Annotated in this window: 21 protein-coding genes; 8 read left to right on the top strand and 13 right to left on the bottom strand. The window is 73.0% G+C overall.

Annotated elements, in window-relative coordinates; translation table 11 throughout:
• Window positions 1–25: 25 nt before the first annotated feature.
• A complete protein-coding gene (locus Drose_RS22805; RefSeq protein WP_260723332.1) occupies window positions 26–880 on the bottom strand; it encodes an ROK family protein in 855 nt (284 codons plus the stop codon).
• A gap of 100 nt (window positions 881–980) precedes the next feature.
• Here Drose_RS22805 and Drose_RS22800 point away from each other — a divergent pair, with 100 nt between their 5' ends.
• Complete coding sequence (locus tag Drose_RS22800; protein ID WP_260723331.1) at window positions 981–1,673, top strand: ankyrin repeat domain-containing protein; 693 nt, start codon at window positions 981–983, stop codon at window positions 1,671–1,673.
• A gap of 58 nt (window positions 1,674–1,731) precedes the next feature.
• Here Drose_RS22800 and Drose_RS22795 read toward each other — a convergent pair whose 3' ends face one another.
• Window positions 1,732–2,805: a hypothetical protein gene (locus Drose_RS22795; RefSeq protein WP_260723330.1), complete on the bottom strand. Its 1,074-nt coding sequence runs from the start codon at window positions 2,803–2,805 to the stop codon at window positions 1,732–1,734.
• Window positions 2,806–2,808: 3 nt separating this feature from the next.
• The gene (locus tag Drose_RS22790; RefSeq protein WP_260723329.1) at window positions 2,809–3,927 is read right to left on the bottom strand and encodes an SPFH domain-containing protein; all 1,119 of its coding nucleotides are present in this window, start codon (window positions 3,925–3,927) and stop codon (window positions 2,809–2,811) included.
• 287 nt (window positions 3,928–4,214) lie between these two features.
• On the opposite strand from Drose_RS22790, the gene Drose_RS22785 reads away from it, so the two are divergent.
• Complete coding sequence (locus tag Drose_RS22785; RefSeq protein WP_260723328.1) at window positions 4,215–4,580, top strand: DUF427 domain-containing protein; 366 nt, start codon at window positions 4,215–4,217, stop codon at window positions 4,578–4,580.
• Between the two features lie 198 nt (window positions 4,581–4,778).
• Here Drose_RS22785 and Drose_RS22780 read toward each other — a convergent pair whose 3' ends face one another.
• From Drose_RS22780 to Drose_RS22770, 3 genes are all read right to left on the bottom strand, one after another.
• A complete protein-coding gene (locus Drose_RS22780; RefSeq protein WP_260723327.1) occupies window positions 4,779–5,630 on the bottom strand; it encodes an LLM class flavin-dependent oxidoreductase in 852 nt (283 codons plus the stop codon).
• Between the two features lie 171 nt (window positions 5,631–5,801).
• Complete coding sequence (locus Drose_RS22775) at window positions 5,802–6,563, bottom strand: hypothetical protein (RefSeq protein WP_260723326.1); 762 nt, start codon at window positions 6,561–6,563, stop codon at window positions 5,802–5,804.
• On the bottom strand, window positions 6,560–8,224 hold the full coding sequence (locus Drose_RS22770; RefSeq protein WP_260723325.1) for a PQQ-like beta-propeller repeat protein: 1,665 nt from the start codon (window positions 8,222–8,224) through the stop codon (window positions 6,560–6,562). Before Drose_RS22770 ends, Drose_RS22775 begins: the two co-directional genes overlap by 4 nt.
• Before the next feature lie 116 nt (window positions 8,225–8,340).
• Here Drose_RS22770 and Drose_RS22765 point away from each other — a divergent pair, with 116 nt between their 5' ends.
• On the top strand, window positions 8,341–9,312 hold the full coding sequence (locus Drose_RS22765) for a glutathione S-transferase family protein (protein WP_260723324.1): 972 nt from the start codon (window positions 8,341–8,343) through the stop codon (window positions 9,310–9,312).
• A 97-nt stretch (window positions 9,313–9,409) separates the two neighbouring features.
• Here Drose_RS22765 and Drose_RS22760 read toward each other — a convergent pair whose 3' ends face one another.
• The 3 genes from Drose_RS22760 to Drose_RS22750 form a co-directional block, all read right to left on the bottom strand.
• The gene (locus Drose_RS22760) at window positions 9,410–10,468 is read right to left on the bottom strand and encodes a serine hydrolase domain-containing protein (protein ID WP_260723323.1); all 1,059 of its coding nucleotides are present in this window, start codon (window positions 10,466–10,468) and stop codon (window positions 9,410–9,412) included.
• Window positions 10,469–11,098: 630 nt separating this feature from the next.
• Complete coding sequence (locus Drose_RS22755; protein ID WP_260723322.1) at window positions 11,099–11,653, bottom strand: hypothetical protein; 555 nt, start codon at window positions 11,651–11,653, stop codon at window positions 11,099–11,101.
• Window positions 11,654–11,722: 69 nt separating this feature from the next.
• A complete protein-coding gene (locus tag Drose_RS22750) occupies window positions 11,723–12,322 on the bottom strand; it encodes a MarR family winged helix-turn-helix transcriptional regulator (protein WP_260723321.1) in 600 nt (199 codons plus the stop codon).
• Window positions 12,323–12,392: 70 nt separating this feature from the next.
• Here Drose_RS22750 and Drose_RS22745 point away from each other — a divergent pair, with 70 nt between their 5' ends.
• The 3 genes from Drose_RS22745 to Drose_RS22735 all read left to right on the top strand — a co-directional run bounded on the left by Drose_RS22745 (window position 12,393) and on the right by Drose_RS22735 (window position 15,043).
• Window positions 12,393–13,160 (top strand): SDR family NAD(P)-dependent oxidoreductase, encoded by a 768-nt coding sequence (locus tag Drose_RS22745; RefSeq protein ID WP_260723320.1) that lies wholly within the window; start codon window positions 12,393–12,395, stop codon window positions 13,158–13,160.
• Window positions 13,157–13,864, top strand: a complete 708-nt coding sequence (locus Drose_RS22740) for a hypothetical protein (protein ID WP_260723319.1) — start codon at window positions 13,157–13,159, stop codon at window positions 13,862–13,864. Before Drose_RS22745 ends, Drose_RS22740 begins: the two co-directional genes overlap by 4 nt.
• Window positions 13,865–14,239: 375 nt before the next feature.
• Window positions 14,240–15,043 carry an ABC transporter ATP-binding protein gene (locus tag Drose_RS22735; protein ID WP_260723318.1) on the top strand — a complete coding sequence of 268 codons (804 nt, stop codon included), beginning with the start codon at window positions 14,240–14,242 and terminating at the stop codon, window positions 15,041–15,043.
• Here the strand turns inward: Drose_RS22735 and Drose_RS22730 are convergent.
• Together Drose_RS22730 and Drose_RS22725 are read right to left on the bottom strand one after the other, a co-directional pair.
• Window positions 15,040–16,080, bottom strand: a complete 1,041-nt coding sequence (locus tag Drose_RS22730) for a 3-deoxy-7-phosphoheptulonate synthase (protein ID WP_260723317.1) — start codon at window positions 16,078–16,080, stop codon at window positions 15,040–15,042. The genes Drose_RS22735 and Drose_RS22730 overlap by 4 nt on opposite strands.
• Window positions 16,081–16,333: 253 nt before the next feature.
• Window positions 16,334–16,762 (bottom strand): VOC family protein, encoded by a 429-nt coding sequence (locus Drose_RS22725; protein ID WP_260723316.1) that lies wholly within the window; start codon window positions 16,760–16,762, stop codon window positions 16,334–16,336.
• Between the two features lie 107 nt (window positions 16,763–16,869).
• On the opposite strand from Drose_RS22725, the gene Drose_RS22720 reads away from it, so the two are divergent.
• A complete protein-coding gene (locus Drose_RS22720; protein WP_260723315.1) occupies window positions 16,870–17,166 on the top strand; it encodes a hypothetical protein in 297 nt (98 codons plus the stop codon).
• Window positions 17,167–17,237: 71 nt separating this feature from the next.
• Window positions 17,238–17,429: a hypothetical protein gene (locus Drose_RS22715; protein ID WP_260723314.1), complete on the top strand. Its 192-nt coding sequence runs from the start codon at window positions 17,238–17,240 to the stop codon at window positions 17,427–17,429.
• 99 nt (window positions 17,430–17,528) lie between these two features.
• On the opposite strand, the gene Drose_RS22710 is transcribed toward Drose_RS22715, so the two are convergent.
• Together Drose_RS22710 and asnB are read right to left on the bottom strand one after the other, a co-directional pair.
• A complete protein-coding gene (locus Drose_RS22710) occupies window positions 17,529–19,868 on the bottom strand; it encodes a putative bifunctional diguanylate cyclase/phosphodiesterase (RefSeq protein ID WP_260723313.1) in 2,340 nt (779 codons plus the stop codon).
• A 293-nt stretch (window positions 19,869–20,161) separates the two neighbouring features.
• A complete protein-coding gene (gene asnB, locus Drose_RS22705) occupies window positions 20,162–22,018 on the bottom strand; it encodes an asparagine synthase (glutamine-hydrolyzing) (protein WP_260723312.1) in 1,857 nt (618 codons plus the stop codon).
• Window positions 22,019–22,117: the final 99 nt, after the last annotated feature.

The raw sequence follows: 22,117 nt of genomic DNA, 5'->3' as shown, positions 1-22,117 counted from the left end.
ACGGCATCGCCGTGGGATCGAACGGTCACCGGGTGCCCGCGTACGCCGCGCCGAGCAGCGCCGCGTGCTCCGTGTCGGTCACCGGGCGGGCCGGCACGTCGAGGCCGAGCGACGGCTCGATGAGATCCCAGGCCCCGGTCATCGACCCGCCGACGACGACGACCTGGGCGCCGAACCGGTGCAGCCAGCCGGTCAGCAACCGGCCCAGCACCCCGAACGCGTCGCCGACGACCTGCCGCGCGGCCGGGTCACCGCTCCGGGCGAGGGCGGCCAGGCCCCGCATGCCGTCGACGGCCGTCCCGGTCCGCTCCCGGTACGCCCTGATCAGTGCCCGGTCCGACACCAGGTCCTCGATGTTCACCCCGTCGACGGCGCAGCAGTGGATCTCCCCATCGGGCGGCACGTCGGGGCCGTCCGACACGATCCGTCCGTCGGCGAGCCAGGCCGAGCCGATGCCCGTGCCCAGGGTGATCGCCACGCACCGCGCCGCGCCGGCCGCCGCGCCGTCGAGCCACTCGCCGAGCAGGAACGCGTCGGCGTCGTTCACGAACGTGAACGACGCCGGATCCGCCGGGATCGCCTCCGCCAGCGCCACCCGCAGGTTCACCCCGCGCAGCCCGTCGAACTTGCCGACGCCCGCATGCCGGGACACCCCGGCCGCGTAGTCGAACGGGCCCGGCACCGCCACCGCCCACCGGTCCGCCGGATCCGGGCCGAGGCGCTTCGCGGCGCCGGCGAGCACCCCGATGATCGTGTGCGCGTCCTGGGCGGGGTCGAGCGTGTGCCGCTGCCGGTCCACCACCCGCCGCTCGGCGGGCAGCACACTGGCCGCGGTCACATGACTGCCGCCGACCTCCAGGGTCCGCACGGACGTACACACCACGGTAACGTTAGCGCACACAGCATCGGGAGAAGGGCGAGCTGATGAACGGAGCGCACGATCCGAACCACCTGCTGGAAGCCCTATCGGGATCGGGGGCATGCTGATGGTCGAGGCCGCCGTCGCGGCGATCCGGGCCGGTGACGTCGCGACCCTGCGCCGGCTCCTGGCCGAGGACCCGGGCCTGGCCACGGCCCGGCTCGGTCCGCGCACCCTGCTCCACGTGACCACCGACTGGCCGGGCCACCTCCCGGACGGACCCGCGACGGTCGCTGCCCTGGTCGCGGCGGGCGCCGACGTCAACGCCCGGTTCACCGGCGCGCACACCGAGACACCGCTGCACTGGGCCGCCAGTTGCGACGACGTCGAGGTGCTCGACGCGCTGCTCGACGCCGGTGCCGACATCGACGCTCCCGGCGCGGTCATCGCCGACGGCACCGCGCTGGACGACGCGACGGCCTTCGGCCAGTGGCGGGCCGCTCACCGCCTGGTCGAGCGCGGCGCCCGCACCACACTGTGGCACGCGGCGACCCTGGGCCTGATGGACCGCCTGCGTGAGTGCCTCGCCGCCGATGTTCCGCGGGCCGAGGTCACCCGCGCGTTCTGGGGCGCCTGTCACGGCGGCCGGCAGGAGGCCGCCACGCTGTTGCTCGACCACGGCGCCGACCTGAACTGGCTCCCCCCGTGGGAGCAGGTGACCCCGCTGGACGCCGCGATCCGCAGCGGCGCCACCGACCTGGCCGGGTGGCTCCGCGCCCGGGGCGCCCGGACCGCGGCGGAACCGTCCGGTTAGCCCTGACCGGCGCGACCGTGGGAAGGACGGCCCGCCGACGGGGCGGGCCGTCCTGACGTCAGTGCGTCTTGCCGTACCAGATGAAGAACACGATCACGGCGATCAGCAGCACGCCTGCCGTGATGGCGGCCGCGATCTTCGCCGCGCTGTACGGGCGCTCGCCCGCCACCTCGCCGGTGCGGCCGTTGACCTGGATGTTGTAGGTCTTGCCCGCGTAGACGTAGCAGGCCAGCCACACCGGCAGCAGCATGAGCTTGAACGTCATGTCGTGGTATTCGGTGTCGACGTGGTCGACGCGCTGCTCGTCGCCGCCGATGTCGTCCCTGCAGTCGCGCTCGATGACCGCGGCCATCTTGCGTTTCGCGTGCTCCAGGCCCGTCTCCGGCTCGACGTCGTAGCGCAGCGTCTCGTGCCCCACGAGGTACTCCGGGCGGTACGGCTCGGCGTCGGTCAGCGGCCACGGCTCGAGAGCGTCGAGATGCTTCTCCGTGACCTTCGTCGTGCCTGCCACGAGCACGTCGTCGAACGTCCGCCCGACGGTGCCGCTCGCGTGGTACCAGCGCGTCTTGCGCACCTGGCGGGTCTTCTGCTCGCCGTTCTCGGTGTAGGTCTCGGTCTCCCAGTAGTGCTCGCCGCGCTGGCCCTGGTAGTGGGAGATCGTGCGGGAGTCGTACGTCCAGTGCGGCAGATACGTGCTCTTCGCGGACTCGGCCTCGGTGACCTTTTTGAGCTCGCTGGGCGCGAACCACCGCGACGACGCCCACTTGCCCAGCGACTCGCGGAGCTGCCGCTTGTCGAGCGCGAACGGCAGCACCGCCTCCGGCACCACCTGGTCGTCCGGGTTGACCTCGGCGACGACGGCCGCGCCGCAGAACCGGCAGCGGTCGGAGATCGCGTCGGACTCGGTCTGCGCACCGCAGTTCCGGCACGTGAAGACGTGCTTGGCCAGCAACGCGACCGGTTTGCGGGGCAGGCCGGCGAACTGGGCCCAGTCGTGCTCGCGGACCTCACGGGTGGGCGCCGCCAGCATCGTCTCGTGCCCGCAGTACGGGCAGCGCAGCACCGAGGTGCCGGGCGCGAACTCGACGTTGGCGCCGCAGCCGGCGCACGGGTACTGCGTCTGTAAGACCATGGCTCAGCCCTGGGGCGGGAAGGGCGGTGGGACGGCGGCGAAGAGCGGGCCGAGCTCGGGCACCTGCTCGGCCGGGGTCCACTGCGCCATGCCGTTCTTCCAGACCAGCGTGCCGCGGCCGACGGCGCCCGACCGGATCTGCGCACCGAGCGTGTTGAGGTCGAACGGCCCGGCCTGCTGGCCGTTGACACCCGCGAACCACTGGTCCTGCTGGGGCAGCGGCGGCGGTCCCGCCGGTGCCGCGGGCGGGGCGGCGGGTGGCGGCGCGGGCTGGTTGAGCGCGTTGGCCATCCGCTGCCCGGCGGCCATGCCCAGGCCCAGGCCGAAGCCCTCGCCGGCGCCGCCCTGGTTGTTCGCGGCGTCCTCCATGGCGTTGGCGGCCTGGAACTTCGTATACGCGTCCAGGTTGCCCAGCACGCCCATCGAGGTGCGCTTGTCGAGGGCCTCCTCGACCTCTGGCGGCAGGGAGATGTTCTCGATGATGAACTTCGGGATCTGCACCCCGTAGCCGGACAGCTCCTGGGTCAGCACCCCGGCGAGCTTCTGGCCGATGAGGAGTTGCTGCGCGACGAGGTCGAGCACCGGCACCTGCGCGGTGGCGAGGGCGGGACCGAGGTGGCCGACGATGAGCTGGCGGATGAACTCCGACACCTCCTCGGTGCGGAACTGCGGGTCGGTGCCGACGAGCTCGCGCAGGAGCTTCTCCGGGTCGACGACCCGCAGCGCGTACGCGCCGAACGCCCGCAGCCGGACCATGCCGAACTCGGCGTCCCGCATCATGACGGGGTTCTGCGTGCCCCACTTGAAGTCGGTGAACTGGCGCGTGTTGACGAAGTAGACCTCCGCCTTCCACGGCGAGTCGAACCCGTACTTCCAGCCCTTCAGCGTCGACAGGATCGGCAGGTTCTGCGTCTGCAGGGTGTAGGTGCCGGGAGTGAAGACGTCGGCGACCTGGCCCTCGTTGACGAACACGGCGGTCTGCGACTCACGCACGATGAGCTTGGCGCCCATCTTGATCTCGTTCTGGTAACGCGGGAAGCGCCAGACGATCGTGTCGCGACTGTCATCGAGCCACTCGATGATGTCGATGAACTCGCCCTTGACCTTGTCCCACAGTCCCACGGGCTTTCTCCCTCTTGCGGTTTTGCGGATCTCGCGCGTCGCCGACCATAGCAACTGTTCCTGTACGGCGGGTGATCCTGTCGGGAAGCCACCAACTCCGCGGGCCGGCGAGAAACCGCTGGTCGGCTGCCGTCGCGGAAGGCGCGGCGGGCGCCGGCGCCTCGCCACCTCTTGTCGATCTTGCACCTGTGGTGCCGGGACACTCCAGGAATGTCCGATTTGCGGGGCACCACAACTGCAAGATCAACGGGGCCGGGGGGCGGTGGGCGCCGCGTTAGGGTCTAGGGATGAGTCGTTCCCGTTTGATGCCAGGACCTGACCATCCGATCACCGTGCAACCGGCCGAGGAGCGGATCGTGGTCCGCGTCGGCGAGACGGTCGTCGCGGACACGACCGGCGCGCTCGCGTTGCGGGAGTCGAACTACCCGGTCGTCTACTACATCCCGCTCGCCGACGTCGACCGGAGCCGGCTGCGGCGGACCGACCACAGCACCTACTGCCCGTACAAGGGCGACGCGTCGTACTACAGCATCGGCGATCTCGAAAACGTGGTGTGGAGCTACGAGGCGCCCTATCCCGCGGTCGAGCCGATCGCCGGGCGCGTCGCGTTCTACCCGGACAAGGTCGAGCTGACGGTCGTCCAGACGCAGTAGCCGTGTCACATCCCTCGGCGCGCGAGCCGCCGGCCGGCCTCGCGACGCAACCCGCACCGGCCCGCGCGACGTCTACGAGGAGCCGGCGGGATGGCCGGTCGACCCGACAAATCGGGGCATCGCCGTATGCGCAGTGGTGAGGCCCCGCGGGCCGCTCGGGACCGCGCGGGGCCTCGCCGCGAACGCCTTGGGCGCCGCCTACAGGACGGCCTCGGCGAGAGCATCCACTTCGGACAGCGACGGGACCGTCGGGAAGAACATGATCTCGCGAATCCCGATCTCCTCGAACGCGCGGGTCACCGACACCGCCTGGTCGGGCTTGGTGATCCGGCTCTCCACGATCCGGTCCGCCCACTCGCCCAGGAAGCCGTAGTACTTGCGCAGGGCGTTCGCCGACGCGCTGGGATCGCTGAAACCGTAGTACACCAACGCCGCCAGCCGCGGCTCGCCCTCACGGCCGCCCTCGCGCCACGCGTGGCGGATCCGCTGCACCATCGAGGCTGCCTGGTCCGGGCCGCCACCGCCCATCGTCCAGCCGTCCGCGAACCGTACGGTGCGGGCGATCGCCGCCTCGCTGGAGCCGCCCATGAGGATCGGGATCCGGCCCGCGCGCGCCGGTGCGGGCGCGACCGGCAGTGCGCCGCCGACCGGTTCACCGGCCCAGACTCGCTGCAACAGGACCAGTGTCTCGTCCATGAGCGCGCCGCGGCGGTTGAACGGCCGGTCCATCGCGGCGTAGTCGTCCGGCCGGCCGCCGATGCCGAAGCCCAGGGTGAGCCGGCCGCCGGAGACGGCGTCGAGGGTCGCGGTCGCCTTGGCCAGCCACACCGGTGGGTACATCGGGGCGAGCAGGATGTCGGTGAACAGCTTGATGCGCGTGGTCGCGCCGGCGACGGCGGCGAGCGAGGTCAGCGTGTCGTAGTTCGGGTAGACGATGCGGTCGATCGTGCCGAGCGCCGCGAACCCGCGCTCCTCGGCGCGGCGGGCCCAGGCCAGCAGATCCGGTCCCGCGATGTTGAGCGTGGTCGGAAGGCCGATGCCGATGTCCATAATGCCGACGATACGTCGCTATGCCCGGAACCGCGTGCCGGGGTGGAAATACCGCCCCGGACCTACCAAGTCCGAATTCGGCCGCCGGCCACGGTCGCGGCACCGTCCGGGTGACCGTGCCACCCGCAGGTGACACGCGGCCCCTCCCGTGGCCGACGCGCCACGACGGCCTCATCGACGACGAGCCAGGCTGAACCCGCGCGCCGGCGCGTTGTCCACATAGGTGGCGGCGTATTTCGGTGCGCTGCCGGTCAACCGGAATCCGGGGATCTCGGCGGTACGGGCCGTGCCCGCGCCGTCGACGTGGTCGACCAGCAGCGTCCAGGCGTACGTCGCCCCGCGTGCCGTGAACCCGACGGTGACGGTGCTCCGCTCACCGCGGCGCAGTTCGAGGCGCCGCGTCGCGAAGTAGTCGGCGCCGGTGCCGTCGGTGAGGGCCGGCGCTTCGTCGTCGAGGTCGCAGGTCACCCGTACCGTGGCCGGAGCCGCGGCGGCGGGGACGATCGCGGTGCCGGCCAGGACCTCGGCGGTCCGCTCCAGGCGGACGCGGACGCCGGTGATCCGCACCGCCGGCTCGGCATCGCCGGTGAACACGAGCGTGACGGTGAGCCGGTCCCGCGCCGCGCCCCCGGCCCGGTCCAGGAACGCGGGCCAGTCGGCGGTGGTCCGCAGGCCGGTACGCAGCACCGAGGCGTCCGGGCCGCCGGTGAGCGGGTCGTGCAGCGCGAACCCGTTGACGCTCTCGGTGCTGTAGTCCACGACGGCCTCGGCGGTGAGCGCCGGTCCGGCCGTCGCCGTGGCGCCGGGCCGGGGCGGTGCGCTGCGCCGGGTGCCCGCGGTGCCGCGGTGGCCGGCGGCGAGCAACCCGGCCACGACCGCGATCGCGGCGGCCGTGACCGCAGCGGCGGTCCAGGCCCTGCGGCGGGCGGTCATCGGGTGCCCCTCGCCACCAGCCGGGCCACCGTCCGGGCGGTGGCCGGCGCGCCGGTCGTCTCGACCGAGACGATCCGCCGGCCGATCCGCATGACGATCGTCGTCACCGTCGTGCCGCGGCCGGACCGCTCGGTCCGGACGGCGGCGTCGGCGCCCGGCACGTCCACCGGCCGCCGGTCGCCGGCGATCGCGGTGAACCGGCGGCGGGCGCTCAGGTCGTCGTCGGCCGCCCAGAGGATCGAGACGGTGACCGCCGGTCCCTGGGGCGCGGAGAAGTGGCACTCGGCACGGGCGGGCCCGGTCGGCACGGTGACGTCGGCCCGGGTCGTGCCGGCGTCGCCGGAACTCCGGTCGTCGCGGCCGGTGGGGACCCGCAGTGTCGCCAGGTCGGCGTCGGTGAGTGTCGCGCAGGCGTCCGGCCAGTCCGCCGCGCCGAGGAACGCCGGCGGGCCGTCCGCCCGCGTGACCGGGTGGTGCCAGGCCGGTCGGCCGCCCGACTCGATCAGCAGCCGGCCGGCGGAGGTCGCGAGCAGTGCCGGGCCCGGCAGTTCGGTCGCGGACCCCGGCCGGGCGCCGCCGGTGACGTCGAGCTGGTGCACGACGAGGAACGGCACCGGCCTCGGCGCCGGGCCGACGGCGAACAGCCGGCCGTCGCGGCGCAGCAGGTACCGCGCCTGGATCGCGGCCCGCCAGCGGACCGTGCCGTCGGCCAGGCCGATCGCCTCGACCGCGCCGTCGTCGGGGTCCTCCGCGCGGCCGGAGTGCGCGACGACCGCGACGCCGTCCTCGACGAGCACGTCGCAGAGGCCGGTGCAGCCGTCGGACGGCCGGTCGGCGACGAGCCGCCCGTCCGGGCCGAACAGCCGGAACGTGCGGCTGTCCCGCACGATCGTCGCGCCGTCCCGGACGAGCAGCCCCGGCCCGTCTCCCGGCGGCTCGACGGGGTCGACCCGCCACAGCGCGGTCTCGGCCCGCAGCCGTCCGTCGGTCGCGTCGCGGACCTGGAGCGTGAGCCGGTCGCCGCAGCGCAGCTCGACGGCGACGGTCGTCCGGTCCCCGGCGACCCGGGCCACCTCGCAGCCGTCGGGCAGGGTGACGGTCCACCTGCTGGTGCCGGTCGCCGCGCCGAGCGCCGTCAGCCGCGCCCGCGCCGCACCCGGGACGGTGAGGAGCACCGCCGAGCCGGCCGCCGTCGCCTCGGTGCGCGGGGCGAGGCCGGTGCGCCAGCGGACCTCGCCGTCGCCGGTCGCCAGGGCGAACAGGACCCCGCCGTCGGCGGTCGAGCCGTTGACGAGGACGCTCCCGGCGGACAGGTCCGGTTGCGACCAGAGCACCGTCGCGTATGAGCCGGCGGTGTTCAGCGCGCGCCGCCACCGCCGCGTGCCGTCGCGCCCGTCGACCCCGGTGACCTCGCGGAAGTCCTTCGTCCGGGTGACCAGGACGTCGGCGCCGGGGTCGTAGCCGACGACCGTGGCGTGCTCGCTCACGAACTCCGTCCGGAGCACCGAGTCGCGGACCAGGAACGCGCTGCCCGCCGGGTCCGCGGCCGCGGGCGGCGCCGGTGTCGCCGGCGGGGCCGGCAGTGACCGCGGCACACTGCCGGTGAGCAGCGCGGACCTTACGAGCAACCCCGTGGCGGCGTACGCGGCGGACCGCCTCAACGATGCCTCCCGTGCCTCTCGAGGGTTCAGCAATCGAAACGACGGGATGAATCGGGCGTATCGGACGGAACTGTCATTCAGCCATTCGGGCTCGCCGGTCGGGCAAGATTGGGCACATGGGTTCCTATCGCGCGACAGGCGAGTTCCGGCGGGACTCGCGGTACATCACGACCCGCATCACCGCCGACGGGCAGGACGGCTATCCGGTGGAGCCGGGGCGGTACCGGCTGGTGGTGAGCCGGGCCTGCCCGTGGGCCAGCCGCGCGATCATCGTGCGGCGGCTGCTCGGCCTGGAGGACGTGCTGTCGATGGGTGTCTGCGGGCCGACGCACGACCAGCGGAGCTGGACCTTCGACCTCGACCCGGGCGGCCGTGACCCGGTGCTCGGCATCGAGCGGTTGCAGGAGGCGTACTTCGCCCGCTTCCCCGGCTACGAGCGCGGCATCACGGTCCCCGCCGTCGTCGAGACGACCACCGGCCAGGTCGTCACCAACGACTACGCAAGGCTGACGCTCGACCTGTCGACGGAGTGGACACGGTACCACCGGCCGGGTGCCCCGCGGCTCTACCCGGAGCACCTGCGCGAGGAGATCGACGCGGTGAACGAGGTGGTCTACGAGGACGTCAACAACGGGGTGTACCGCTGTGGCTTCGCCGGCGGCCAGGACGCCTACGACGAGGCGTTCCGCCGCCTGTTCTCCCGCCTCGACCGGCTCTCCGAGCGCCTGTCGACCCGGCGGTACCTCGTGGGAGACGCGATCACCGAGGCCGACGTCCGGCTGTTCACCACCCTGGTCCGCTTCGACGCTGTGTACCACGGCCACTTCAAGTGCAACCTGCGCAAGCTCACCGAGATGCCGGTCCTGTGGGACTACGCCCGGGACCTCTACCAGACGCCGGGCTTCGGCGACACGGTGGACTTCGACCACATCAAGCGGCATTACTACGAGGTGCACAAGGACATCAACCCGTCCGGCATCGTGCCGCTGGGCCCGGACCTGTCCGACTGGCAACTCCCGCACGACCGCGCCGCGCTCGGCGGCTCCCCGTTCGGCGAGGGCACCCCGCCCGCCGCGCCGGTCGACTGACCACCCTCCGGCGGCCCGGACCGGGCGGAGAACGTGGTGGCGCGCATCCCGCCGGCCGGCACGACGATCCGGGTGACCGGCGGCATGGAGTCCCGGTTCAGGCCAGGCAGGCCTCGACGGCGTCGTACAGCGCGTTGCCGCGGTCGTGGTCGGCGAGCCGCCTGGTCACGTACGCCATCCAGTAGCCGGTGCGCTCGTCGCCGCCCGCGGAGGAGCCGCCGATGCCGCCCATGCCGACCCAGGTGCCGTCGCGGCGCCAGCCCAGCGTCCACACGGCGTCCTCCTCCAGCAGCAGGTCGTGGCCGTCGACCTGCGGGGCCAGCGCCTCGGCCAGCAGGTCGGCCGGGAGCAGCTCGGGCAGCCTGGCGTAGAGCGCGGCGAGGCCGCGGGCGGTGGCGTGGCCGTTGACCGCCGGCATCTCACCGGTGCGCCACGCGGCGCCGTTGAGCACGTCGACGTCGAGCAGCCCGGCCGGGTTGCCGAGCGCCCGCGCCCAGAGATCGCCGTGGCCGTGGATGGACTGCTCGGGCCAGTCGGGGGAGCCGTGCTCGACCTCGGCGCACCGCTGGAGGTCCACCTCGGACAGTCCGAAGTGGACGTCGACCCCGAAGGACCGCACGACCTCGCCGATCGTCTCGCCGGTGCTGCCGCGGAGGATGGCGCCGAGGATGTTCCCGTAGGTGAGGGCATGCTCGCCGACGGCGGTGCCCGGCTCCCATTCGAGCGGCGTGGCGGCGATGGCGGCGGTGAACCGTTCCCAGTCCAGCGCCTCGGCAGGGGTGAGCGGCTCGGCGACCGCGGGCAGCCCGGCCTGGTGCGCGAGCGCGTGCCGGACGGTCGCCGCCGGATGGGGGAACGCTTTCCAGTATCGGACGACGGGATCGTCCAGCGCGATGGCGCCCCCGGCGACCCTGGTCAGCAGCGCCGTCGCGGCAATCGGTTTGCTCGTCGAGAAGACGGTGGTCAGCGTGTCCGGCTCCCACGGCCGGGTCCGCGCGGCGTCGGCCCAGCCGCCCCAGAGGTCGACCACCAGCCGGCCGTCCACATAGGCGGCGACGGAGGCGCCGGTCTCCGCGCCGCTGTCGAGCTGCGCGCGAAACGTGTCGGCGACACGCTCGAAACCGTCGGCGACCGTGCCGCCCATGGGGGTCTGCATCGGGCAACTGTAGCGACCACCATGCGGCGCGACTGCGGATTATCGCGGACCCGATCGATCGGCCCGGCCGGCCGCGCCGCGCGGCCGTGGTGTTCATGAGTGGCGTTGCGGCGCGGCCGTGGCGCCTGTGCGTGGTGTTGTGGCGCGGCCGTGGCGCCACCCCGGTTTTGCGCTACTGGATGGTGCCGCACAGTCGTGCGGGTGGTGTCCGTCGCTCATGATCGCTGCTGGACCCGGGTGGCGCGTTCCGTGCCGGGTGACTCCATGATCATGGGAAAGATGTGGCTGCCCCGATAGCCGGATCTTTCCCATGATCATGGAGTCGCCCGGCCTGGCGGCGGGATTGCGCAGGAACGCGTGCCGACCGGCGCGCCCCGGTGCTCGGACACCCGAAACGGGCCCGTCGTTCGTGATGGTCGCCTGGCGCAACGCCGCCGGGGCAGACTCGTCGTGTGCGCCCAGCTTTGTCCTCCAAGTCGATCGCCGACATCGGGTGATGGGAGGGGCGCGACCGGACCCCGAAACGGATGGTCTTCACGTTGCACGGCGGGGGAGTGCCGCGGCGGTACGCGCTGATCGACACCGGCGGCGACTGGTTCCTCCCACTGATGAAGGAACAGTCCTGACGCCCTACTGATGCGTGCGGCGGCCCGGTCTCGCGGCCTCCTGGAGCAGTGCCAGGCGGATCGCGCCGACGGCCGCGACGGCCAGCGAGATGCGCCACACCACCACGCCGAACTCGACCGACGTGATGTGGCCGGCCCCGAAGCGCCCCTGCACGCCGGCGAGGCCGGGGAAGCTCACGGTCAGCAGGAGCAGCGCGATGCCGGCCATCGCCGGCGCGAGCCAGATCCGCCGCGGCCGCTCGAACGTCGCCCACGCGGTCCCGGCCACGAGGACCGTGCCCGTCAAGACGACCATCGCGACCAGCAAGGTGACCGGCCGGTGGCCGTCGAGCCGGCTGGCGGCGTGGATGCCCCAACCGGTCCACTCCTCACCACCACGGGCGAGCAGCGCCTCGTACGTCACCGGGGACGCGTCGGACCGCACCGTGATCGTGTGGTCCTCGCTGGCCCACGGCAACGCCAGCGCCAGCAGCGCGGCGATGCCCCCGACGAGGGCCACGACCCGGGCACCGAGGTCGGCTGGGGTGGGTCCGGCTCCGGCGTCCTTCGGTGCGGTCATGCCCGTAGACCGTAGTGGACTTCGCGCTGCGGTCTGCGGTCGGGTTTTCGACCCGCCGGCAACAGCCGATCACCGGCCGGCGGCGGCGGATCTTCGTTGCGCGCCGGTGCCGGGTCGCCGGCCGCGCGCGGTCGTCCGGGCCGCGTCGGCGGCCGCGTCGTCCTCGGCGCCGTCGTCGGATTGCTTCTTGCGATGTCCGCCCATCTGCCGGTAGCCGGGATGGACGCCCGGCGTCAGCCCCTGCTGGTCGGCGATGCGCTGCAGCAGCCTGGCGAGCTGCGACCGCTCGTCGGGGTCGAGCCCGGCGCAGATGTCGTCGTCGTGCGCGGCGGCGATCGACCGCATCTCCGTCATCATGTGCTCGCCGTCGACGGTGAGGTGCAGCGCATGGTGCCGGCGGTCGGTTTCGCTCGGCCGGCGCTCGACGAGTCCTTTGTGGTCGAGGTTGTCCACCAGTGCGACGACCCGGCTCGGCACGACCCCGAGGTCCACGGCGACCGACTGCTGACTGCGCCCGGGCCGGCTGGCGATCATGCGCAACAGGCCCACGTCGGGCGGGGTCAGCCCGAGTGCCTGCACCCGTTGCGAGAACCGCTCGGTCGCGTGCGCGCCGAGCTGGGCCAGCAGGAACGCCGCACCTCTCGGGCCGGCTTGCCGACGTGACGTCATGTGGCTATGGTACATCCTGATGAACGATTCACCGGACTGAACTATTCTCCGAGCAGAAGGGAGTGCGCGGATGCGCTTCACCCACCATCCGGACCTGGCCGGCAAGGTCGCGCTCGTCACCGGTGCCTCACGCGGGATCGGCGCGGAAACCTGCCGCGCCTTGGCGGCCAACGGTGTCAAGGTCGCCGTCAACGGCCGGGACGAGGCCGCCCTCGCCGCCGTCGTCGACGGCATCATCGCCGAGGGCGGTCAGGCGATGGCCGCGCCCGGCGACGCGACCGTCGCGGACGTCGTCGCGCGGATTCGCCGGGATGTCGAGGCCGCCTTCGGGCCGGTCGACGTCCTCGCCCCGTTCGCCGGCGGGCAGGGCCAGCCGGTGCCCACCCAGGAGCTCGACGCCGACCGCTGGCGGGCGACGCTGGAGTCCGACCTCACGTCGGTGTTCCTCGCCGTGCGGGAGGTGTTGCCCGGCATGATCGAGCGCCGCAGCGGCAGCATCGTCACCATGGCGTCGGCCGCCGGCAGACAGCCCAGCCGCGCGAGTGCCGCCTATGCGGCGGCGAAGGCCGGCGTCGTCATGTTCACCCGGCACCTCGCCAGCGAGGTCGGCCACCACGGTGTCCGGGTCAACTGCCTGGCCCCGTCCGCCGTCCTCAACGACCGCATGCAGCGGTTCATGACTCCCGAGCAGCTCGCCGACCTCGCCGGCCGCTTCCCGTTGGGGCGCATCGGCCGGCCCGAGGACGTCGCCGAGGCCGTGCTGTTCCTCGCGTCGGGCTCGGCGTCCTGGATCACCGGAGCGACGCTCGATCTGACCGGCGGGCGGGTGATCGCATGACCGCCGCGGCCGCCACGACCCGTCGCCGGTCGCAGGCAGGACCGCCGCTCGGCGTGCTGGCCGTCGTGTTCACCGCGCTGTTCCTCGGTGGCCTGTTCCTCGGCACGATCCTGGGCGGCGGCAAGCCGTATCCGTCGCCGTTCGGCGCCACGCCCGACATCCTGGAGTATTTCCGCGACCACGCCACCGCGGTGCGGGTCGGGGGAGCGTTGCAGTTCGCCGCCGCGATTCCGCTGGCCATCTACGCCGCGACGGTCTCCGCGCGCCTGCATCAGCTCGGCGTCCGAGCACCTGGTGCGACCATCGCGCTCGCCGGCGGCCTGCTCTCGTCCGGGTTCCTGGCGCTCTCCGGTCTGCTCGGCTGGGTGATGTCGCGGGCGGAGGTGCTCGACGAACCGGCACTCGTGCGTGGCCTGCAATACCTCAACTTCGCGGCGGGCGGTCCCGGCCACGTGGTGCCACTGGGTCTGCTGGTCGCCGGGGTCGCCGTGCCCGGTCTGCTCGCGAGGCTGTTGCCGCGCTGGCTCGCCTGGGCGGGTCTGGTCATCGCGGCGATCGCCGAGGTGGCGACGTTGAGCCTGCTCGTCGACGCCGCGGCCTATCTGCTGCCGATCGCCCGTTTCGCCGGGCTGGCCTGGCTGATTGTCGTGGGGTTCCGCCTGCCGCAGCAGCGGCCGTCGAGAGCCGGCGAGCTGAGACCCTGAGATCATCCCGTGGGGGAGTTTCCCTGATGTGCGACCCGATGCGCGGCAGGCAGTCTGAGGTCACGGGCCGACGACGGGGGACGGCGGCGGAGGGGGCACGGGGGACGCCGCCGTCGTCGGGGGCCGTGCCGTCAGGCAAGGGGACCGCAAGGACTCCGCAACGGACCGGCGCGGGACCGGCGGAGCAGCCCCGACGGGCCGGTGACCGGAGTGCCGCATGGCGTCGCGAGGAGAACATGGGCGGGCGCCGCGTGAAGCGCGCATTCGTCGTGGCGCTCGAACGGCCGCTCGGACCGGGCTGCCTGTGATCCGGCATCCGGGACAGCGTCGTCGCGGTGGGCACCTTGCGGGAGCGCGGCTGTAGGCTCCGCCCCCGTGACGGTGCTGGAACTCCAGGACGTGACCTTCCGCCGTGGCGACAAGGAGATTCTCCACGGGATCTCGTTCGCCGTCGGCGCCGGCGAGCACTGGGCGCTACTCGGCCCCAACGGTGCGGGCAAGAGCACCGTCCTCGGCTTCTGCGGCGCCGTCACGCACCCCACGTCGGGCACCGTGCGAGTCCTGGGCGAGCAACTCGGCCGCGTCGAGCTCCAGGCACTCCGCCGCATGATCGGCCACGTCAACCCGCGGCATCCGCTGCGGTCGCCGTTGACGGTCCGCGAAGTGGTCCTGACCGGCGTCACGGGCACCGTCGACACGCCGCCGCGCTGGCGGGCCCGGCCCGACCAGCTCGGCAAGGCCGACGCGCTCATCGACACCCTGGGGCTGCGGGGGAAGGGCGAGGAGCGCTGGCCGACCCTCTCCCAGGGGGAGCGGGGCCGTGCGCTCATCGCCCGGGCGCTCGTCAACGACCCGCGGCTCCTGCTGCTGGACGAACCGTCCACCGGCCTGGACGTCGCCGCACGGGAACAGCTCCTCGAGACCATCGACCTGCTCGACGAGACCCATCCCGGCACCACCTCGATCCTGGTCACCCACCATCTCGAGGAACTGCCCGCCACGACCACCCACGCGCTGCTGCTGGCGGAGGGCCGGGTCGTGGCCGCGGGACCGGTCCGGTCGACCCTGACGACGGCGAACGTCTCCACCGCGTTCGGCCACCCCATCACCGTCCACGAGCACGACGGGCGATGGGCCGCTCGCGCGGCCCGCGCCCGTCGGGAGCTCCTGACGCGCTAGCGCCGCGCCCGCACCGCCGCGGCCAGCTCGCCGAGCAGCGTCTCCGTCGTGCCCCAGGACATGCAGGCGTCGGTGACGCTCTGGCCGTAGGTGAGCGGGCCGCCGAGGTCCTGCCGGCCCGCCTCCAGGAAGCTCTCCAGCATGATGCCGGCGATGCCGTCCTGCCCGTCGGCGATCTGCTCGGCGACCTCCCGCGTGACGGCCGCTTGCCGGACGTGGTCCTTGCCGCTGTTGCCGTGGCTCGCGTCGACGATCAGCCGCTGCGGCATCGCGGCCTTCTCCAGGCGGGCCAGCGCGTCCCGGAGGTCCGAAGGGCCGTAGTTCGGGCCCGAACGGGCGCCGCGCAGGATGATGTGGCAGTCCGGGTTGCCCGTCGTCGACACCACCGCGGCGCGGCCGTCCTCGTCGACGCCGAAGAACACATGCCGGCTGGCGGCGGTGCGGCAGCCGTCGATCGCGACCTGGACGTCGCCGTCGGTGCCGTTCTTGAACCCGACCGGCATCGACAGCCCGGACGCGAGCTGCCGGTGCACCTGGCTCTCCGGCGTGCGCGCGCCGATGGCGCCCCAGGAGACGGCGTCGGCGATGTACTGCGGGCTCGTCGGCTCCAGGAACTCGCAGCCCACCGGCAGGCCCAGCCCGAGAACGTCGAGCAGCAGCCGCCGGGCGAGCCGCAGCCCGGTCGGCACGTCGAACGTCTCGTCCAGCCCCGGGTCGTTGATGAGGCCCTTCCAGCCGACGGTGGTGCGCGGCTTCTCGAAGTACACCCGCATCACGACACACAGGTCGGCGCGGTGTTCCCGGGCGGCGACGGCGAGCCGGCGGGCGTAGTCGACGGCGGCCACGGGATCGTGGACCGAACACGGCCCGACCACCACGAGGAGCCGGTCGTCCTGCCCGGTGACAATCCGGTGCACCTCGTCACGTGATCGGCGCACCACGTCGGCGCGTGTGTCGTCCATCGGCAACTCGGCGTCGAGCTCGCGCGGCGTGAGCAGGGGCCGGTAGCCGGTGACCCGCAGGTTGCTGGTGTTCATTGCCCGTCCTTCTCCAGGTGGCGGCGGGCTCATCGGTCGACCAGCCCGCCGCGTTGACACGACGAAGGGCAGAGACCGAGGTCTCTGCCCTTGCTGGCTCCGGGTGACGTTGGTCAGCGCAAACGACCGCCGGCTCCACCCGGAGCCACGGTAAAGCGCTGATAGTCCAGAATCACGAGGGCATACTACCGCATGTGCCCGCCCCGCCGATGTGACGTGGCCGACGCCCCGGGCTGCGCCGCGGGCCGTGAACTCAGCCGAAGCCGGGGATCGTGAGGGCGCTGTCGGGGCCGAGCGGGAACCCGGGGTTGTGGGCGATCTCCCAGACGTGACCGTCCGGGTCGGTGAAGCAGCCCGCATATCCGCCGTAGAACGTCTCGCCCGCCGCCCGGGTGATCGTCGCCCCGGCCTCGGCCGCCGCGCTCAGCACCTCGTCGACCTCGGCCCGGGATCGGACGTTGTGCGCCAGGGCCATCCCGCCGAAGCCGTCGGTGCCGTGGTCCTCGATGCCGGAGTCGGCGGCGAGCTTGCCGCGCCCCCACAACACCAGCGCCATCCTGCCGGCCTGGAAGAAGACGGTCTCCTCGACCTCCTGGCCGCGCCAGCCGAGCCGCTCGTAGAAGGTCCGCGCCTGGTGCAGGTCGGCGACCCCGAGCGTGACGATGCTGACGCGCTGCTCCACACCGGCGAACCTACCAGCACCGGGCGGACAACCGGTCGTGCTCCGCCGCGGACGTTTCGCGGTGCTGAAATTCGGTTGAGGCGGCTGCCCGTACCGGTCATGGTGGGATGGTGCGGGCGACCTTCTACCGGCTGGCGGACCACGAGTGGGCCGACGTGCTGATCGAGCGCGACGACGGCGTGACCTACCGGATGCACGCGGGCCCGGTGACCGCGGACCTGCCGCACGACCTGGTGCACTACACGGTCGAGGACGCCCTCGGCATGACGGACGGCATCTGGGGCGCGATCGCCAGCGGGGTGGTCTTCCGGAGCATGACCCACGTGTCGGGCCGCCGCACGCGGGCGAGCGCTCCGCCACGCTGCTCCGCGAGCACCGCGACCTGCTCCAGCGCGCCGAGCTGATCGGCGGTTTCGTCGAGCGCGTCGCAGCCCTGCCCGACGCCGACCTGCCCCGCTTCGCGGCACAGGAGCCGGTGGGCCAGGCGCCGCGCCTGACCCTGGAGCAGCTCCGCACGGCGGTGGCGGCGCTGCACGCCGCGGAGGAGCGCTGGCGCGCCCTTCCCATCGGCGCGACCCTGACGGTCGAGTGGCCGTCCCGCCGCCGCATGCCCGCCCCGGCCAAACCGCGCCGCACCCGCGAGGCCCCGGCACGCCGATCCCGCTGACGGTCAGGACCCGCCGCGACACGCATCGACGTGCTCGAACCGGTCGGTCATCCGGCGGGCGGCAGCCAGGCGGTCGAAGCGGCCAGCCGCCGGTGGCCGTCAGGCGACCGGGTCGGCCAGCGCCGTGTCCTCGGCCCCGGCCGCGACGGTCAGCGCGCCGGTGGGTGCCACCTCCCCGAGCGGGCCGGAGCGGCCGTAGCGGTGCCCCTGGCCGTACCGGCAGCCGAGCGCCGCCATCGTCACCGCCTGCTGGTCCGTCTCGATGCCCTCGGCGACCACCGTCACGCCTAGGCCGGTGCAGATCTGCACGATCGACCGGCAGATCGCCTCGCTGCGCCCGCCGCCGGCCGCGGTGAACGAGCGGTCCAGCTTCACCTCGTCGACCGGCATCGCGTGAAGCTGGGCCAGCGCGTTGTAACCGGTGCCGAAGTCGTCCAGCGCGAACCGCACGCCGAACCGGCCCAGCCGGCGCACCGCGCCCGCGGCGGCGCCGAGGTCGGGCAGCGGCGCGGTCTCGGTCAGCTCGAGCAGCAGCCGGTGCGGTTGCAGGCCGTGGCGCAGGACCGCGGCGCGGACCGTCTCCTCGTGCTCCGGCCGGCCCAGCCGCGCGGCGGAGGTGTTGACGTGCACGGCAATGCCGGCCCACGGCCCGCGGAAGGCGGCGGCGTCGTGGCAGGCACGGTCGAGCACGAAGTCGTCGACGAGCCGGATCAGGCCGATCTCCTCCGCCGTCGCGATGAACACGTCTGCCGACACTGGGCCGAGGATCGGGTGGGTCCACCGGGCGAGCGCCTCGACGGCGACGACCGTGCCGTCGGCGAGCCGCACGATCGGCTGGTAGTGGACGTCGAGCCCGTGTCCGTCGTGCAGCGAGGAGGCCAGCAGTTCGGCCAGGTCGGAGCTGCCCGTGCCGTCGGGGAGATCCACGCGGTACCGCACGAGCGTCCCCTTGCCCTGCCGCTTCCCCGCGTACATGGCGGCGTCGGCGCGGCGCAGCAGGGCGTCGGCGGTCTGGACGGAGCCGTGCTCGCCGGCCTCGACCAGTCCGATGCTGGCGCCCACGACGATGGTCGTGCCGCCGAGGTCGAACGGCCGCAGCAGCGCCGTCATGATCCGCTCGGCGGGCCGGGTCGGGTTGTCGCTGCCCTCCAGCAGGACGGCGAACTCGTCGCCGCCGACCCGGGCGACGGTGTCGCCGTCGCGCACCGACGATCGCAGGCGGCCGGCGACCTGGCGCAGCAGCCGGTCGCCGGCGTGGTGGCCGAACCGGTCGTTGACCGCCTTGAAGTCGTCGAGATCGCAGAACAGCACGGCGAGCGGCCGGCCGTCGCGGTGGTGCAGGGTGAGCGCGTGGTCGAGCCGGTCACGGAACAGCACCCGATTGGACAGGCCGGTGAGGGCGTCGTGGAACGCCTGGTGCTCCAGCCGCGCCTGACTGTCGGAGAGTCGGTCGAGCAGGACGGCGTTCTCCACGAGGGTCACCGCCTGGCGGATGATGAGCAGCGAGATGACCGCCGTCTCGACGACGATCTCGACGCTGTCCATCGGGATGCCGCGGACGAGCTGCACGATGAGGAGCACTCCGGTGCCGGCGACCGGCACGTACGGCAGCATCAGGTGCCCCCAGCGGGCGTGCGGTCCGGGCCGGCCCGGCTCGTGCTCGTCGGCAGGGGTGAGCGCGGCGACGGCGACGAGTGCCTGCCCGGCGACGAAGCCGGCGTTGAAGAGCGGCGGCATGCTGTCCGCGCCCTTGGACACCAGATACGCGAAGACGCTGTCGGAGAACGACAGGCAGAACAGGCCGATGCCGAGCACGAAGAGCTGCCACCGGTTTGCCGCCGACGCGGACCCGGCGATCAGCAGGATGACGATGACGGTGAGCAGCAGGTCGGTGACGGGGTAGGCGATCGCGACCGTGTACGCGAACGGGGAGGTGGCGCCGGCGCGGACCACCGAGCCGAGGCTGGTCGACCAGGTGAGCACGAACAGGGCACCGACGACGACCAGCCCGTCGAGCACCATGACCAGTTGGCCGGGGCGGCGGCGCGGTCCGCCGTGCGGAAGCCGGTCGGCGGCGAGCGCGACGATCGCGGGCAGCGCGAACACCGGCAGCACGAGATAGCCGGCGTCGGCGAGTGACGGCGACGGCAGCGCGTCGTCGCGGAACAACTGATACCACGACCAGATGAACTGGCCGATCAGCCAGCCGAAGGCGCCCGCGCCCATCCAGAGCCGCCAGCGCCGTTGGGCGCCGGTGTGCCGGCGGGCGGTCAGCCAGCAGGCGAGCGTGGCCGCGGCCCCGGCGAGGAGCTGGCCCGTGTCGTCGACCAGCGTCGACCACCAAGGGCTGAGCACGCCCGAGCTTCCCAGCGCGACGACAGCGGTCACCGAGACGGCGGCGACGGCCAGCGGAACGGGAACGGATCGGCGCGACGGCACTGGAGCAATCCTCACCGGACGTGTTCAGGACGACACGCGCGATACGCTACCGCACCTGCTCACCGCTCCGCGCGGCACTCACGGTCCGTGCGCGGCCTCCTCGGGCCGGACCGCCAGCACGTCGGTGGTGGCTTCGGACAGCAGCCGCCGCAATCCGCCTCGATACCGCCCGACCTCATGATCATGGGAAAGATCTGGCTGTCGGGGCAGCCACGTCTTTCCCATGATCATGGGGTCGCCCGATCCGGCGGCCGAGCCCTGGGGTGCGAGTCGCCGACCCGGTGGTGACAGCATCAGCGGGCGGTCGCCCGCACGGCGTGCAGCGGTGGGGTGGTGTGCTGCTGGCCGTACCACAGGCAGAACATCAGCACCGTCCACACCTTGCGCGAATGGTCGACCGCGCCGCGGCGGTGGGCGGACAGCAGCCGCTGGACGTAGGAGACGTCGATGAGGTGGTCGACGTCCGAGGCCGCGATGACCTCGGCGGCCCACTCGCCGATCGCGCCGCGCAGCCAGACCCGGGTCGGTGTGGGGAAGCCCAGTTTGCGGCGCTCGACCACCGGGTCCGGGACGATGCCGCGCACCGCCTCCCGCAGCGCCAGCTTCGTCATCCTGCCCAGCTTCAACCCCGTCGGCAACGCCGCCGCCGCAGCGTAGACGGCCCGGTCCAGGAACGGCACCCGCAACTCCAGCGAGTGCGCCATCGTCATCCGGTCGGCCTTTGTCAGGATGTCGCCCGGCAGCCACGTGTGCAGGTCAACGTACTGCATCGTGGCCACGTCGTCGAGATCGGCTGCCTCGGCGTACAGCGGGGCGGTCACCGTCGTGTGCGGGTCCGCCGGGCCGCGCATCAGGAGGGCCTTCTCGGCGCTGCCGAAGATGCGGGCGTTGCCGTAGTAGCGCACGTCGATCGGGGTCGTGGCCCGGTCGAGGAAGCTCTTGCCGCGCACGCCCTCCGGCAGCGCCGACGACAGGGCGCGCAGGCCGCGCCGCAACGGGTCGGGCAGCTTCGCCACCCCGGCGAGGGCGCCCGGCTCGCGGTAGATCTCGTAGCCGGCGAAGAGTTCGTCGGCGCCCTCGCCCGACAGTACGACGGTCACGTCCCGCGCCGCGGTCCGCGCGAGGAAGTACAACGGGACGACCGCGGGGTCGGCGACCGGGTCGTCGAGGTGCCAGGCGATGGCGGGCAGCCCGGCGATCACGTCCTCGTCGCGGACGATCGTCGCGGTGAGGTCGACGCCGAGCGCCGCCGCGGTCTCCGACGCCGCCTCGATCTCCGAGTACCGTTCGTCGTCGAAGCCCACGGTGTACGTGCGGATGCCCGGATGCCACTCGCGCGCCAGCGCGACGACGGCGGTGGAGTCGACGCCGCTGGACAGGAACGCGCCCACCGGCACCTCCGCCTGGAGGTGGGCGTGCACACTGTCGCGCAGCGCGGCACGGATCGCGGCGACCGCCTGATCCGCGGGCGTTGCCGCCGGGCGCAGCGAGTGCCGGAAGTACCGCTCGATCGCCGGTTCCCCGCCCGGCCGGTACGTCAGCGTGTGCCCGGCGGGGAGCCTGCGCACGGCCGGGTGCAGGGTCGCGGGCTCCGGCACGTACTGCAGCGTCAGGTAGTGCGACAGCGCCACCGGGTCGACCGCCGCGCCGCCGGTGAACGGCGTCAGGGCCTTCTTCTCGCTGGCCAGGAACAGCCCCTCGGGGGTGCGCATGAGGTACAACGGCTTGATCCCGAACGGGTCGCGCATCGCGTGCAGCGTGCCGCTCTCCCGGTCCCACGCGACGATCGCGAACATGCCCCGCAGGCGGCGCACCGCCGACGGGCCCCAGTGGTGGAACGCCGCGGCGATGACCTCCGCCTCACCCTCCGTCGCGAACTCCGCGCCGTGCGTGCGCGTCAACTCGGCGCGCAACTGCTGGAAGTTGTAGATCTCGCCGTTGAAGACGACGGTCCAGTCGCCGAAGCGCGCCGGCTGCCGGCTGTGCGCGCGGTCCACGATCGCCAGTCGTTTGAACCCGAACGCCACACCGGCCTCGAGCGCCACGCCGGTCTCGTCGGGGCCGCGGTGCCGCAGCCGATCCAGCGCCTCGGTCAGGCCCGGGACCTCGACCGTACCGTTCGCGCTCACGAACACCAGGAGTCCACACATGCCCGGCACCGTAGGAATCCGGTGGTTGGGAACTGATGAAGAACCGGTGGCCCGGCACACGAGGGATCGAAACCCGACGCCGCTTTCGCAGAATCTTCA

Origin of the sequence: Dactylosporangium roseum, assembly GCF_025264685.1 — a bacterium.
Taxonomy (GTDB): domain Bacteria; phylum Actinomycetota; class Actinomycetes; order Mycobacteriales; family Micromonosporaceae; genus Dactylosporangium; species Dactylosporangium roseum.
Note: the sequence above shows the minus strand (reverse complement) of the source record. Positions and strands in the feature narration are given on the sequence as shown.

Coding starts and splice junctions, on each gene's coding strand:
- Drose_RS22800 (WP_260723331.1), top strand. CDS start 981: ATGCTGATGGTCGAGGCCGCCGTCGCGGCGATCCGGGCCGGTGACGTC.
- Drose_RS22760 (WP_260723323.1), bottom strand. CDS start 10,468: ATGCAGACCCCCATGGGCGGCACGGTCGCCGACGGTTTCGAGCGTGTC.
- Drose_RS22730 (WP_260723317.1), bottom strand. CDS start 16,080: ATGAACACCAGCAACCTGCGGGTCACCGGCTACCGGCCCCTGCTCACG.
- Drose_RS22785 (WP_260723328.1), top strand. CDS start 4,215: ATGAGTCGTTCCCGTTTGATGCCAGGACCTGACCATCCGATCACCGTG.
- Drose_RS22720 (WP_260723315.1), top strand. CDS start 16,870: ATGGTGCGGGCGACCTTCTACCGGCTGGCGGACCACGAGTGGGCCGAC.
- Drose_RS22755 (WP_260723322.1), bottom strand. CDS start 11,653: ATGACCGCACCGAAGGACGCCGGAGCCGGACCCACCCCAGCCGACCTC.
- Drose_RS22775 (WP_260723326.1), bottom strand. CDS start 6,563: ATGACCGCCCGCCGCAGGGCCTGGACCGCCGCTGCGGTCACGGCCGCC.
- asnB (WP_260723312.1), bottom strand. CDS start 22,018: ATGTGTGGACTCCTGGTGTTCGTGAGCGCGAACGGTACGGTCGAGGTC.
- Drose_RS22740 (WP_260723319.1), top strand. CDS start 13,157: ATGACCGCCGCGGCCGCCACGACCCGTCGCCGGTCGCAGGCAGGACCG.
- Drose_RS22745 (WP_260723320.1), top strand. CDS start 12,393: ATGCGCTTCACCCACCATCCGGACCTGGCCGGCAAGGTCGCGCTCGTC.
- Drose_RS22765 (WP_260723324.1), top strand. CDS start 8,341: ATGGGTTCCTATCGCGCGACAGGCGAGTTCCGGCGGGACTCGCGGTAC.
- Drose_RS22795 (WP_260723330.1), bottom strand. CDS start 2,805: ATGGTCTTACAGACGCAGTACCCGTGCGCCGGCTGCGGCGCCAACGTC.
- Drose_RS22750 (WP_260723321.1), bottom strand. CDS start 12,322: ATGACGTCACGTCGGCAAGCCGGCCCGAGAGGTGCGGCGTTCCTGCTG.
- Drose_RS22780 (WP_260723327.1), bottom strand. CDS start 5,630: ATGGACATCGGCATCGGCCTTCCGACCACGCTCAACATCGCGGGACCG.